Raw genomic sequence first — 13,610 nt, 5'->3', positions numbered from 1 at the left:
CGTCAGCGGCCGAGCCGGGCGTTGGTGTACCGGGTCGGCTCGGCCGTGGCCGGGTCCTCCGGCCACGGGTGCTTCGGGTAGCGTCCGCGCAGCTCCGCGCGGACGCCCCGGTAGCCGTCCCGCCAGAAGGACGCCAGGTCGGCGGTGACGGCGGCCGGGCGCCCGGCGGGGGACAGCAGGTGGACCAGGAGCGGCACCCCGGCCACCTCGGGGGACCGGTCCAGGCCGAACATCTCCTGTAGCTTCACCGCCAGCACCGGCTGCTCGGGCACCCCGTAGTCGACGCGGATCCGGGACCCGCTGGGCACGGTGACCCGCTCCGGGGCCAGCTCGTCCAGCCGCGCCGCCTCGCCCGACGCCCAGGGCAGCAGCCGCCCCAGCGCCTGCCCGGCGTCGATCCGCGCGAGGTCGGCCCGGCGCCGGGCGCGGCCCAGCTCCGGCTCCAGCCACTCGTCCACGCGCGCGTGCAGCGCGGCGTCGGACACGTCCGGCCAGGGCCCGCCCAGGTGCAGCCGCAAGAAGGCCAGCCGCTGCCGCAACCCCCGCGCGCCCTCGGACCAGCGCAGCAGCCCGAGCCCCCCCTCCCGGAACCCCTCGAGCAGCGCATCTCGTACGAGACCGGGGTCGGGGTCCTTCAGGGGCCGCTCCGACAGCTCCACGGCCCCGAGCCGCTCCACGCGCCGCGCCACCACGTCACCGCCGGCCCAGCGCACCTCGTCCCGCGCCGACAGCAGCGCTCCCGCCGCACTCCGGGCCGTCGCCTCGTCCACGGCCGCCGCCAGCCGCACGCGCGCGTGCCCCCGCCCGACCGGCCGGTCCGCCACCGCGACGGCGATCCACGCCACCCCGCGCAGGGCCGACGCCTCCGACAGCTCGGCCCGGGTGCCGGAGACCATCAGGTACGAGCCGCCGTCGAGCTTCGCCACCCGCTCGGGATACGCCAGGGCGGCCACCAGACCGGCCGGCGCGTCCGTGTCCGTCCCGCCGGCGCCGCGGCCTTCGCCCGCTTCCCCGCCGCCCTCGCCCGCTCCCGCCACTCCCCGCAGCCGCCGGACCTCGCCCCGCCACCGGGCCCCGTACGCGTCGCCCCCGCGCCGGGCGGCGCGCAGTGCGGCGGCCAGATCGTCCCCGTACTCCCGCGGCGGCTCCTCGGAGAGCAGCGCGACCGCCTCCGCCGCCCGCCCGGGCCCCGCGTCCAGCAGCGCCCGGCCCAGCCGCGGGTGCAGGCCGAGGCGGGCCAGCCGTACGCCCCGCTCCGAGGCGCGTCCCGCCGGGTCCACCGCGCCCACCGCCGTCAGCACCGAGCGCGCCGCCGCCATCGCCCCGCCCGGCGGGGGGTCGAGCAGGGCGAGGCCGGCGGCGTCCGGGTCGCCCCAGCAGGCCGCCTGCAACGCGAACGCCGTCAGGTCGGCCACCTTGATCTCCGGGGCGGGGAACGCCGGCAGCCGCGCGTCCTCCGCCTCCGCCCAGCAGCGGTACACCGCGCCCGGCGCCTCGCGCCCCGCCCGCCCGGCCCGCTGCCGGGCCGCCGCCCGCGAGGCGCGGACCGTCGTGAGGGCGCTCAGCCCACGGGCGTGGTCGGTGCGCGGCTCCCGGGCGAGCCCCGCGTCCACCACCGCCCGTACGCCCGGCACGGTCAGCGACGACTCGGCCACCGCCGTCGCCAGCACCACCCGGCGCCGCGCCCCGGGCGCCAGCACCGCGTCCTGCACGGCCGCCGGTGCCCGCCCGTGCACCTGGAGCACCTCCGCCCCGCCCAGGTCGCCCAACTGCCCGGCCACCCGGGCGATCTCGCCGACGCCCGGCAGGAAGCACAGCACGTCGCCGTCCCGCTCGGCCAGCGCCCGCCGCACCACCGCCGCCACGTGCGTGAGCAGCGCCGGGTCCACCCGCATGCCGTGCGGCGGCCGAACCGGGCGGGCGGGCGGCGCCCAGACCACCTCCACCGGGTGGGCCACCCCCGCCGCCTCGACCACCGGCGCCCCGCCGAGCAGCGCGGACCAGCCGGCCGCGTCGGTCGTCGCGGACGCGGCCACCAGGCGCAGTTCGGGGCGCAGGGTCTGCCGGACGTCCCACAGGAAGGCGGCCGTGGTGTCCGCGTCCAGGTGCCGCTCGTGGACCTCGTCGAGCACCACGGCGTCGACGCCCGGGAGTTCGGGGTCCCGCTGGAGGCGCTGGAGCAGGACACCGGTGGTGACGACCTCCACGCGCTTGTGCGGCCCGGTGAGCCGCTCGCCGCGCACGGTGAAGCCGACGCTCTCGCCGGGCCGTTCGCCGAGCAGCCACGCCATCCGCCGGGCCGCCGCCCGCGCCGCGATCCGCCGCGGCTCGGCCACCACCACGCGCCGCGCCGGCCCGTCGCCGGTCAGCCCGGCCAGCTCGAGCGGCACCAGCGTGGTCTTGCCGGTGCCGGGCGGGGCGACCAGGACCGCGGTGCCGGGCCCCTCCAGGGCGGCGCGCAGCGCGGGCAGGGCGGCGCGCACGGGGAGCGCGGACAGGGCGTCGTAGCGGATCACGCCCCCAGTGTCGTACGGGGGCATCGCTCCGGGTCACGCCCCCAGTGTCGTAGGGGGCCGGCGCACCGGGTCAGTCGCGCTCGCAGACGAAGATCGCCGTGCCCGGGACGAGATGGCCCCGCAGCGGCGACCAGCCGCCCCACTCGGAGGTGTTCCACTCCGGCCACTCCGGCTCCACGAGGTCCACCAGTCGGAACCCGGACGCCACCACGTCCCGCACCCGGTCGCCCAGCGTGCGGTGGTGCTCGACGTAGACCGCGTGGCCCTCGTCGTCCTGCTCGACGTAGGGCGTGCGGTCGAAGTAGGAGGCGGACACCGTCAGGCCCTCCGGGCCCGGCTCGTCCGGCAGCGCCCAGCGCAACGGGTGGGTCACGGAGAAGACGAAGCGCCCGCCCGGCCGCAGCACCCGGCGCACCTCCCGCAGCACGAGGCGCGGGTCGGCGACGAAGGGCAGCGCCCCGTAGGCCGAGCACGCCAGGTCGAAGGCGCCGTCCGCGAAGGGGAGGACGGTCGCGTCCGCGCACACCAGCGGGAAGCCGGAGCCGATCCGCAGCGCGTGCTGGAGCTGGCGGTGCGAGAGGTCCAGGGCGACCGGGCGGGCACCCTGGCCGGCCAGCCAGCGCGAGCACTGCGCGGCGCCGGCGCCGATCTCCAGGACGCCCTTGCCCTTGAGGTCCTCGGCGGGGCCGAGCAGCTCGGCCTCGACCTCGTCCAGGCCCTCGGGGCACCACACGAAGCGGTCGTCGCCGAGGAAGGTGCCGTGCTCGACCTGGTACTCGTCCGCGTTCCGGTCCCACCAGCCGCGGTTGGCGCGGGAACTCTCGGTGACCCCGGCGGCCCGGCGGGTGGCTTCGGGCTCGGGCGGTTCAAGCTCTTGGATGACCGGCTCCCTCGTACTAACCTGCGGCCTGTTCGGTGCGGTCCGGGCTTTCTGTGCCGGGTATGCGCCGATCCGCCCCGGGTGGGCGGCTTCGCGCATTGACCCTGCCCGGCCGCCCCCGTATGCTACAAGTTGCGCTGCGGGCCTGCGCACCTCAGACGTAGCAGGTCGCGCTCGCATCTGTTGTATGTCCCCTCGGTTCTCGAGGCGTCACCGGTGTTCCCGGGTGACGCTTCCTTGGCTGTCCGGCTTCTGCAGAGCGAAACGGGCTCCCGGCGTAAGCAGTACCTACGACTTCAATGTCCGTACCGGAGCCCTTTCCCACATGACGAGCAGCACCGAGACCACCGCCACCACCCCGCAGGTTGCGGTCAACGACATCGGTAACGAGGAAGCCTTCCTCGCCGCGATCGACGAGACGATCAAGTACTTCAACGACGGCGACATCGTCGACGGCGTCATCGTGAAGGTCGACCGGGACGAGGTCCTGCTCGACATCGGTTACAAGACCGAAGGTGTCATCCCGAGCCGCGAGCTCTCGATCAAGCACGACGTCGACCCGAACGAGGTCGTCAAGGTCGGCGACGAGATCGAGGCCCTTGTTCTCCAGAAGGAGGACAAGGAAGGCCGCCTGATCCTCTCGAAGAAGCGCGCCCAGTACGAGCGTGCCTGGGGCACCATCGAGAAGATCAAGGAAGAGGACGGCATCGTCACCGGTACCGTCATCGAGGTCGTCAAGGGTGGTCTCATCCTCGACATCGGCCTCCGCGGCTTCCTCCCGGCCTCCCTGGTCGAGATGCGCCGCGTCCGCGACCTCCAGCCCTACGTGGGCAAGGAGCTCGAGGCGAAGATCATCGAGCTGGACAAGAACCGCAACAACGTGGTCCTGTCCCGCCGTGCCTGGCTGGAGCAGACCCAGTCCGAGGTCCGCCAGACCTTCCTCACGACCCTCCAGAAGGGTCAGGTCCGCTCCGGCGTGGTCTCCTCGATCGTCAACTTCGGTGCCTTCGTGGACCTGGGTGGCGTCGACGGTCTGGTCCACGTCTCCGAGCTGTCCTGGAAGCACATCGACCACCCCTCCGAGGTCGTCGAGGTCGGCCAGGAGGTCACGGTCGAGGTCCTGGACGTCGACATGGACCGCGAGCGCGTCTCCCTGTCGCTGAAGGCGACCCAGGAAGACCCGTGGCAGCAGTTCGCCCGCACCCACCAGATCGGCCAGGTCGTGCCCGGCAAGGTCACGAAGCTGGTGCCGTTCGGTGCGTTCGTCCGCGTGGACGAGGGCATCGAGGGTCTGGTCCACATCTCCGAGCTGGCCGAGCGCCACGTGGAGATCCCGGAGCAGGTCGTCCAGGTCAACGACGAGATCTTCGTCAAGGTCATCGACATCGACCTCGAGCGCCGCCGCATCAGCCTCTCGCTGAAGCAGGCCAACGAGGCCTTCGGTGCCGACCCGTCCTCGGTCGAGTTCGACCCGACCCTGTACGGCATGGCCGCGTCCTACGACGACCAGGGCAACTACATCTACCCCGAGGGCTTCGACCCCGAGACCAACGACTGGCTCGAGGGCTACGACACCCAGCGCGAGACCTGGGAGACCCAGTACGCCGAGGCGCAGCAGCGCTTCGAGCAGCACCAGGCGCAGGTCATCAAGTCCCGCGAGGCGGACGAGAAGGCCGCCGCCGAGGGTGGCGACACCGCGGGTGCGGCTCCGGCCGCGTCCGGTGGCGGCGGCTCGTACTCCTCCGAGGGCGGCGACAACTCCGGCGCCCTCGCGTCGGACGAGGCGCTCGCCGCGCTCCGCGAGAAGCTGGCCGGCGGCCAGAGCTGACCGCGGTGAGCTGAGCCCAGGCTCCGCTCACCGACCGAGGGCCCGCACCCGACCCGGGGTGCGGGCCCTCGGCATGTCCGCACGGGGTTCCCTGTCCCCGCCCGGCCGTGAACGCGACCGTCCCACCGGCCGGGCCGAGCCGTCGCCTGTGCGGCACCCGAGGGGCCGGGGGAGTCGGCCCGCCCCGGCCATGGGCAGGCCCCGGGTCCCGCCCAGCACCCGCGGCCTGCGCGGCGGGCGAGGGGCCCGAGAAGTCGCCCTGTCCCAGACTCGGTCAGACCCCGGGCCGGTCCCGGCGCCCGCCGCGTGCGCAGCCCGCGGGGCTCCCGGGGAGCCGACCTGCCCCCGCCAGGGGGCTGACCTCGGGCCCAGCGTCCGCGGCCTGCGCGGCCCGCGAAGCCGGCCTGCCCCGGCCATGGGCAGACCTCGGCCCGGGCCTGGCGCCCGCCGACCGGTCGGGCCGTGCGGGTGTCGCCGTCGGGGCCGTACCGCGGCCCTCCTCGGGCACGCCGCCCCGCCCCGTGGCCCCGGCGGCCCGAAACGTGTGCGATACACGAATGCGGGGCGGCCCGTAACGGGCCGCTGCCACGCTTCCCCGCGTCGGTCAAGATCGAGAGGGGAGCCCACCATGGCAGAGCTTCAGGCGCGAGAGGGCACCAGCCGCCGGGCCTTTCTGCGCGACGTCGGCCTCACCGGCGGCGCCGGCGTCATGTTCGCCACCATGGGCGCGCTGGGGCTCGCCCCCACCGCCGCGGCGGCCGGCCGCGAGCAGCCGTTCCGGGCGCCCACCGCGAGCGACTTCCACCTCACCGGCCGCTCCGCCGCCTCCGTACTGGTCATCGGCGGCGGCATCGCCGGTCTCGCCACCGCGTACGAACTGGGCAAGGCGGGCTACGACTGCACGATCCTGGAGGCCCGCGACCGCACCGGGGGACGCAACTTCACGGTCCGCGGCGGCGACACCACCACCGACCTCTACGGCAACACGCAGACCGCCCGCTTCTCCCGCGGCCAGTACCTGAACGCCGGCCCCGCCCGGCTCGCGCAGTGGATGGTCACCCTCGACTACTGCCGCGAACTCGGCGTGCCCATCGAGGTCTTCACCAACGTCAACGCCGACGCCTACCTCTACAACGAGAAGGCCGGCATGACCGCGCCGGTCCGCTACCGGGCCGCCAAGGCGGACTACCTCGGCTACCTCTCCGAACTGCTCGCCAAGGCCACCGACAAGGGCGCCCTGGACGGCGAACTCACCGCTGCCGACCGGGAGCTGCTGCTCGACTTCGTCAAGGACTACGGTCAGCTGGGCAGCGACCTCACCTACCGGGGCGGGGCCAACGGCGGCTACACCACCTGGCCCGGCGCGGCCGGTACCCCCGGCGTCCTGCGCACCCCCGCGGCCGGTGCCTCCGAGGTCTTCGCCACCCAGGTCGGCCGGTACTTCGCCTTCGAGTTCGAGTACGACCAGGCGATGCTGATGTTCCAGCCCGTCGGCGGCATGGACGGCATACCCCGCGCCCTCACCAGGGCGATCGGTCCCGGCCGCATCCGCACCGGCGCCGTCGTCACCGGCATCACCGACACCGGCCGCGGCGTCACGGTCACCTACCGCCAGGACGGCCGCACCCGCACCGCGCGCGCCGACTACTGCGTCGCCGCCCTGCCGCCCAACATCCTCGCCAAGGTCCCGCACAACCTCGGCACCGGCGTGCAGAGCGCGCTGGAGGCGATCACCCCCTCCTCGGCCGGCAAGATCGGCCTGGAGTACCGGTCCCGCTGGTGGGAGACCGACCACCGCATCTACGGCGGCATCACCGAGACCGACCAGGACGTCACCCACATCTGGCACCCGTCCTACGGCTTCCACGGCGAGCGCGGCGTCCTCGTCGGCTACTACAACTACGGCACCGACGCCGACTCCTACGCCCGCCTCGCGCCCAGGGCACGGGAGGAGCGGGCGGTGGCCGCCGGCGTGAAGATCTACGGCGCGAAGTACCGCACCGAGCTGGCCTCGTCCTTCTCCCACCACTGGCGCCAGACCCCGCACCTGGAGGCCGCCTGGCACAGCACCCCCGGCGGCCCCGACCACGCCCGCTACCGGCCGCTGACCGAGCCCGCCGGACGCGTCCACTTCGCCGGCGACTGGATCAGCTACATGGACGCCTGGCAGCACGGCGCCCTCACCTCCGCCCGCCGCACGGTCACCGCCCTGCACACGCGCGTGCTCTCCACGTAGGGCGGACAGGGCGCCGGGCGGGAATGCGGAGGTCCCGGCGGGCGTTGTGACGGGTGAACACGAGGAGGGGAGCGGTCACTGTGCTTGATCCGCAGGGTTTGTACGAGTGGGAGCCCAAGGGACTGGCGGTCGTCGACATGGCGCTCGCCCAGGAGTCCGCCGGACTGGTGATGCTCTACCACTTCGACGGCTACATCGACGCCGGCGAGACCGGCGACCAGATCGTGGAGCGGGTGCTCGACGCGCTCCCGCACCAGGTCGTCGCCCGCTTCGACCACGACCGGCTGGTGGACTACCGCGCCCGGCGCCCCCTGCTGACGTTCAAGCGCGACTCCTGGACCGACTACGAGGAGCCCGCCCTGGAGGTGCGGCTCGTCCAGGACGCCACCGGGGCGCCCTTCCTGCTGCTGTCCGGACCCGAGCCGGACGTCGAGTGGGAGCGGTTCGCCGCGGCCGTGCGGCAGATCGTCGAGCGCCTCGGCGTGCGCCTTGCCGTCAACTTCCACGGCATCCCCATGGGCGTCCCGCACACCCGCCCCGTCGGCATCACCCCGCACGGCAACCGCACCGACCTCGTCCCGGGCCACCGCAGCCCCTTCGAGGAGGCGCAGGTCCCCGGCAGCGCCGAGGCCCTGGTGGAGTACCGGCTCATGCAGGCCGGCCACGACGTGCTGGGCGTCGCCGCGCACGTGCCGCACTACATCGCCCGCTCGCCCTACCCGGACGCCGCGCTGACCGTCCTGGAGGCGATCACGGCGGGCACCGGCCTCGTGCTGCCGGGCATCGCGCACTCCCTGCGCACCGAGGCGCACCGCACCCAGACCGAGATCGACCGGCAGGTCCAGGAGGGCGACGAGGAGCTGACCTCGCTCATCCAGGGCCTGGAGCACCAGTACGACGCGGCCGCTGGCTCGGAGACCCGCGGCAACATGCTGGCCGAGCCGGTCGAGATCCCCTCGGCGGACGAGATCGGCCTGGAGTTCGAGCGCTTCCTGGCCGAGCGCGAGGGCGAGGACTGACCCGCCCCAGGGGAGACGCCCCTAGGCTGTCGCTCATGCTGAAGGTGGGCCTGACCGGCGGGATCGGCGCCGGCAAGAGCGAGGTGTCGCGGCTGCTCGTGGAGCACGGCGCCGTGCTGATCGACGCGGACCGGATCGCGCGCGAGGTGGTCGCGCCGGGGACCGAGGGGCTGGCGGCCGTGGTGGCCGCGTTCGGCACCGGGGTGCTCGCCGAGGACGGCGGCCTCGACCGGCCGAAGCTCGGCTCGATCGTCTTCGCCGACCCGGAGAGGCTCGCCGCGCTCAACGCGATCGTGCACCCTCTCGTCGGCGCCCGCTCCCGGGCCCTGGAGGAGGCCGCCGACGCCGGCGCCGTCGTCATCCACGACGTGCCGCTGCTCACCGAGAACGGCCTGGCCCCCCTCTACGACCTGGTCGTCGTCGTGGACGCCGCCCCCGCCACCCAGCTCGACCGGCTGACCCGGCTGCGCGGCATGACCGAGCAGGACGCCCGGGCGCGCATGGCCGCGCAGGCCACCCGCGAGCAGCGCCGGGAGATCGCCGACATCGTCGTCGACAACGACGTACCGCTGGAGCGGTTGCGCGAGCGGGTCGGCGAGGTGTGGGCCGAGCTGGCCGACCGGGCGCGCGCCGGGCGCGGGACGCCGGAATAGCGATCCCCGAGCGGGCGTTGACGCCTCTCAGCAAGGGAAGGAGTGTGCCGTGCCCGAGACCAGCGGTTCCACCGGACGTACTCCGGAGACGGACGTCATCGACTTCCGCGCCGCCGAGCAACTGCTCGCCGCGCGGGACCCGCAGGGCGCGGTGAAGCTCCTGGACGGGGTGATCGGCGCCCACCCGGAGAGCACCGCCGCCCGCCTGCTGCGCGCCCGCGCCTTCTTCGCGGCGGCGCAGCTGCGGCCGGCCGAGCTGGAGTTCACCATCGTCCTGGAGCGCGAGCCGGACAACGCCTTCGCGCACTTCGCGCTGGCCCGCACCTACGAGCGGCGCGGCTGCCCGGACCAGGCCAAGCGGCACTTCCGGCTGGCCGCCGCCCTGGACCCGAACCCGGAGTACCTCCAGCGCGCCCGGTTCGACGACTGAGACCTCTTCCCGAAAAGACACTGAAGGGCCCGCCGCGAACGATGAGTTCCGGCGGGCCCTGCCGTCTACCTCTCCGACAGCAGCCAGCGGCACGGACCGCACGCAGCCCAGGAGAACACCATGACCGAGACCACGGCATCCGCCGCCCCCGCCGTCCACGTCACCGCCCCCACCGGCCGGCGCGGCGCGAGGATCGCCCTGCGCACGGTGCAGGTGGTCCTCGCCCTCTTCTTCGCCGTCGCGAGCGCCGGACCCAAGCTGGTCGCCCACCCCTCGGCCGCGGACTCCTTCGCCGACATGGGCTGGGGCAGCCTCGGCATGTACGCCGTCGGCGTCCTGGAACTGGCCGGCGCGATCGGCCTGCTCGTGCCCGTCCTGCAGTCGGCGGCGGCGACCGGGCTGAGCGCCCTCATGGTGGGCGCGTTCGTCGTGCAGCTCACCTACTTCGACGGGGCCAACGCGGCCACACCGCTGATCCTCATGGTGCCGCTGCTGCTCATCGCCTGGAACCGGCGCGCGCACAACGCGGACCTGCTGCGCCTGGTCCGCCGGCGCGTCTGACCGCCCCCTACTGCTCCCGCTCCCGCGCGGACCGGCTCAGCCCCAGGCTGTCCGGTCCGCGCAGGCGTTCCATCTCGCGCCGGTCGCGCTTGGTCGGCCGGCCGGCGCCGCGGTCCCGGATCCCGGCCGGGGCGACGGCCTCGCGGGGCGGGGGCGGCGGGGAGTTGTCGACGTAGCACTGGACGGCGACCGGGGCGCCGACCCGCTTGCGGATCAGCCGCCTGACCACCACGACCCGCTCCCGGCCCTCGTGCCGCAGCCGCACCTCGTCGCCGACGCGCACCGCGTACGCGGGCTTCACGCGCTCGCCGTTCACCCGCACGTGCCCGCCCTTGCAGGCGGTCGCGCCGAGCGAGCGGGTCTTGATCAGCCGGACCGCCCAGATCCAGCTGTCGACCCGGACGCTCTCGCCGCCCTGCGGCCCGGCCGCCTCGGCGGCGGCGACCGCGGCGGTGGTGCCCGGATCCGGGTTCGGGTCCGGGTTCAGGCCGGGGTTCTGTGTCCGGGGGGCGTGCTCGGCAGCGCGGTCATGCTCGGAGGCCATGGCCCCGACGATAGTCGCCCGGCCTCCCGCCCGGCCCCCGCATTTCGCGGCCCGGCGGCGGCCTACGGTGGTGCCATGGACGATCGACCGGACCTCGGCCTGCGGGAGCTCGACCGGCACGTCACGGAGTGCCGGGCCTGCCCGCGCCTGGTCGCCTGGCGCGAGGAGGTGGCCCGCACCAAGCGGGCCGCCTTCGCCGACTGGACGTACTGGGGCCGGCCGGTGCCGGGTTTCGGGCCGCCGGACGCCCGCCTGCTGATCAGCGGGCTCGCCCCCGCCGCCCACGGCGGCAACCGCACCGGCCGGATGTTCACCGGCGACCGCTCGGGCGACGTGCTGTTCCAGGCCCTGTACGACGTGGGCCTCGCCTCCCAGCCCACGGCCGTCTCCGCCGACGACGGCCTGGAGCTGTACGGCGTGCGCGTCACCTCGCCGGTGCACTGCGCACCGCCCGCGAACAAGCCGACCCCCGGCGAGCGCGACACCTGCCGGTCCTGGCTCGTCCAGGAACTGCGGCTGCTGCGGCCGACGCTGCGCGCGGTGGTCGTGCTCGGCGCCTTCGGCTGGCAGGCCGCGCTGCCCGCGCTCGCCGAGGCCGGCTGGGCGGTGCCGAAGCCGCGGCCGGCCTTCGGGCACGGGCGGCGGGTGTGGCTCGACGGTCCGGACGACCATCCTGGCCTGGACGTCTTCGGCTGCTTCCACGTCAGCCAGCGCAACACCTTCACCGGCCGGCTCACTCCGCCGATGCTCCGCGACGTGCTGCGCACGGCGGCCACGGCGACGGGACTGCCGACGGCGCCGGAACGCTGACGGGGAAGGGGGTCCCGCCCCCGTACCCTGGAAGTTCCGACAAGGCATCCATCCCGGATCCACCCACCCCCCCCGCAGCCCGGTCACCGTCGCCCGGAGGCTCACCCCCGCCCCGGCGCCGGACGATCAGGAGGCCGACCCCCGTGTACCACCCCGCCACCGCTCCGCCGCCCTGGCTCGCCCACGCCCTGCGCGCCCAGCGCGGGCCCGTGCCGTGGAACGCCGTGGCGCGGGGCGCGCTGGCCGGCGGGCCGCTGCTGTGCGCCGCGCTGATGGCCGGGCGGGTCTCGCTCGGCGTCGTCGCCGCCGTCGCCGCCATGCTGGCCGGGATCAACGACCGCCCGGGCAGCCGCCGGGCCTCCGTCCAGCGGATCGGCGTGCCCGCGCTGGCCGGGGCGGCCGGCCTGAGCGCCGGGAGCTGCGCCGGCGCGTACCTCGGGCCCGTCGCGCTCACCCTCGCGCTGGCCTGCCTCGGACTGCTCGCCGGGAGCGTCAGCGCCGCCGGAGGAGTGGCCTCGGCGGCCGGGACGCAGGTGCTGGTCACCGCCGCCGTGGGTGCCGGGATGCCGCTGCCGGGGCCCGCCTGGCAGAACGTGGCCGCCTTCCTCGCCGGCGCCGGGTGGCTGCTCGCGCTGCGGCTGGCGCTGCCCACGCCCGGCTCCCTCGCCGGCGACTTCCGCTTCGACGGCGAGCGGGCCGCCGTGGCCGGCGTGTACGACGCCGTCGCCGCCCTCCTCGAGGCGGCCGGCACCCCCGACGCCGGCGCCCGGCGGGCCGCGCTCACCGCCGCCCTGGACGACGCGCAGGACGCCTTCGCCGGGCCCCGGCTGCGGCCCGGCGCCCTGCCGGCGGCCGAGCGGCGGCTGCGCGCCCAGTACGCCGCCGCGCTGCCGCTGGCCGAGGCCGCGACCGCGCTGGCCTGGGCGGAGCGGCCGGTTGCCGCGCGGGCCGCCGAAGGCCCTCGGCGCCTCGCCGCGGCCGTGCGGGGCAACACCCACACCGGCCCGCTGCCCGCCCCCCACCGCACCGAGCCCGCGCTGCGCGCCCTGGACGACGCCCTCCTCCAGGCGGCCGACACCTTCGACCGGGGACGGGCGAGCGACCTGCACACCCGCCCGCGCGGCGCCCACCCCCTGCTGCGCACCGCCCTCGGCGCCGGCGGCCGGGAGTACGGGCTGCGCGTCGGCCTGTGCTTCGGCACCGCCGTGGCCGCCGCCCAGTTCCTGCACCACCAGCAGTGGTACGGCTCCCACCAGCACTGGTACTGGCTGCCCGCGACCGCCGTCTTCCTCGTCAAGCCCGATCTCGGGCCGCTCGCCTCCCGCGCGCTCAACCGGGCGGCGGGCACCGTCCTCGGCGCCCTGCTCTTCGCCGGGCTCGCCGCGGTGCTGCCCCGCCCGGCGGGTCTGGTCGCGCTCGTCGTGGTCTGCGGCGCCCTGGTGCCCGTCGCGGCCCGGCACTTCGCCGCGCAGACCACGGTCGTGACCGTGCTGGTGCTCGCCCTGGTGATGGCTGGCGGGGAGCCGCAGGCGTCGGCGGGGCGCATCGGCGAGACGCTGCTGGCCTGCGCGATCGTCCTGGTCGTGGGCCATCTGCCGTTGCCGGGGCAGGCCGGGGGCGGGGTCCGGGCCCGCACCGAGGCGGCGACCGGCGCCGCGCAGGCGTATCTCGCGCACGTCCTGAGCGAGTCCGGCGATCGGGCCACCCGGTGGCGGCTTCGCCGCGAGGCGTACCGCACGCTGGCCGAGGCCCGCGCGGCCATCGCCCTGGCCGCCGCCGAGCTGCCGCCGCTGTCCCGGCACGCCCGGGACGCGGACGGGGTCGCGGCGGTGCTGGAACGGCTGGTCGACACGACCACCGCGTGCGCCGTGCACCTCGACGACACCGGCCGGCTCACGCCCCGGCACGCCCGGCGGCTGGCCGAACTGCGCGACGAGCTCGCCGAACGCCGGGGCGGCCCGGCGGGCGGCCTGCGCCTGCCCGAGCTGCCGCACGCGGGGTAGCCGCGGGGTCGTACGGGGAGCGCCGTGGCCGTGCGCGGGGCCGCGCATCCGTCCCGCGGGGTGGCCGCGCATCCGTCCCGCTGGGTGGCCGCGCATCCGTTCCGCCGGTCGCGGCGGAAGTGGTTGCGGC

Annotated in this window: 11 protein-coding genes; 8 read left to right on the top strand and 3 right to left on the bottom strand. The window is 75.6% G+C overall.

What is annotated here, in order from left to right:
• Positions 1 to 2 precede the first annotated feature (2 nt).
• Positions 3 to 2,516 carry an ATP-dependent helicase HrpB gene (gene hrpB, locus ACGFZL_RS21530; RefSeq protein WP_393693848.1) on the bottom strand — a complete coding sequence of 838 codons (2,514 nt, stop codon included), beginning with the start codon at positions 2,514 to 2,516 and terminating at the stop codon, positions 3 to 5.
• A gap of 70 nt (positions 2,517 to 2,586) precedes the next feature.
• Positions 2,587 to 3,495: a class I SAM-dependent methyltransferase gene (locus ACGFZL_RS21525; protein WP_393693846.1), complete on the bottom strand. Its 909-nt coding sequence runs from the start codon at positions 3,493 to 3,495 to the stop codon at positions 2,587 to 2,589.
• Positions 3,496 to 3,721: 226 nt separating this feature from the next.
• Here ACGFZL_RS21525 and rpsA point away from each other — a divergent pair, with 226 nt between their 5' ends.
• From rpsA to ACGFZL_RS21495, 6 genes are all read left to right on the top strand, one after another.
• Entirely contained in the window at positions 3,722 to 5,224 is a 1,503-nt protein-coding gene (rpsA, locus tag ACGFZL_RS21520) for a 30S ribosomal protein S1 (protein ID WP_393693844.1), read from the top strand.
• A 709-nt stretch (positions 5,225 to 5,933) separates the two neighbouring features.
• Complete coding sequence (locus ACGFZL_RS21515; RefSeq protein ID WP_393694105.1) at positions 5,934 to 7,460, top strand: flavin monoamine oxidase family protein; 1,527 nt, start codon at positions 5,934 to 5,936, stop codon at positions 7,458 to 7,460.
• 80 nt (positions 7,461 to 7,540) lie between these two features.
• Entirely contained in the window at positions 7,541 to 8,479 is a 939-nt protein-coding gene (locus ACGFZL_RS21510; protein ID WP_355176039.1) for a PAC2 family protein, read from the top strand.
• A gap of 35 nt (positions 8,480 to 8,514) precedes the next feature.
• Complete coding sequence (gene coaE, locus ACGFZL_RS21505; protein WP_393693841.1) at positions 8,515 to 9,132, top strand: dephospho-CoA kinase; 618 nt, start codon at positions 8,515 to 8,517, stop codon at positions 9,130 to 9,132.
• Between the two features lie 49 nt (positions 9,133 to 9,181).
• Complete coding sequence (locus tag ACGFZL_RS21500) at positions 9,182 to 9,562, top strand: tetratricopeptide repeat protein (protein WP_355175122.1); 381 nt, start codon at positions 9,182 to 9,184, stop codon at positions 9,560 to 9,562.
• A gap of 120 nt (positions 9,563 to 9,682) precedes the next feature.
• Positions 9,683 to 10,123 carry a DoxX family protein gene (locus ACGFZL_RS21495; RefSeq protein ID WP_393693839.1) on the top strand — a complete coding sequence of 147 codons (441 nt, stop codon included), beginning with the start codon at positions 9,683 to 9,685 and terminating at the stop codon, positions 10,121 to 10,123.
• A gap of 7 nt (positions 10,124 to 10,130) precedes the next feature.
• On the opposite strand, the gene ACGFZL_RS21490 is transcribed toward ACGFZL_RS21495, so the two are convergent.
• On the bottom strand, positions 10,131 to 10,667 hold the full coding sequence (locus ACGFZL_RS21490; protein ID WP_393693837.1) for an RNA-binding S4 domain-containing protein: 537 nt from the start codon (positions 10,665 to 10,667) through the stop codon (positions 10,131 to 10,133).
• 75 nt (positions 10,668 to 10,742) lie between these two features.
• Between ACGFZL_RS21490 and ACGFZL_RS21485 the strand changes: the two genes are divergently transcribed.
• Both ACGFZL_RS21485 and ACGFZL_RS21480 read left to right on the top strand, forming a co-directional pair.
• Entirely contained in the window at positions 10,743 to 11,477 is a 735-nt protein-coding gene (locus ACGFZL_RS21485) for a uracil-DNA glycosylase (RefSeq protein ID WP_393693835.1), read from the top strand.
• A 143-nt stretch (positions 11,478 to 11,620) separates the two neighbouring features.
• Positions 11,621 to 13,480 (top strand): FUSC family protein, encoded by a 1,860-nt coding sequence (locus tag ACGFZL_RS21480; protein ID WP_393693833.1) that lies wholly within the window; start codon positions 11,621 to 11,623, stop codon positions 13,478 to 13,480.
• The last annotated feature ends 130 nt before the right edge of the window (positions 13,481 to 13,610 follow it).

Origin of the sequence: Streptomyces sp. NPDC048182 (genome assembly GCF_043202555.1) — a bacterium.
In the GTDB taxonomy this organism is placed as follows: Bacteria; Actinomycetota; Actinomycetes; order Streptomycetales; family Streptomycetaceae; genus Streptomyces.
This window is presented reverse-complemented; position numbering and strand designations above follow the sequence as displayed.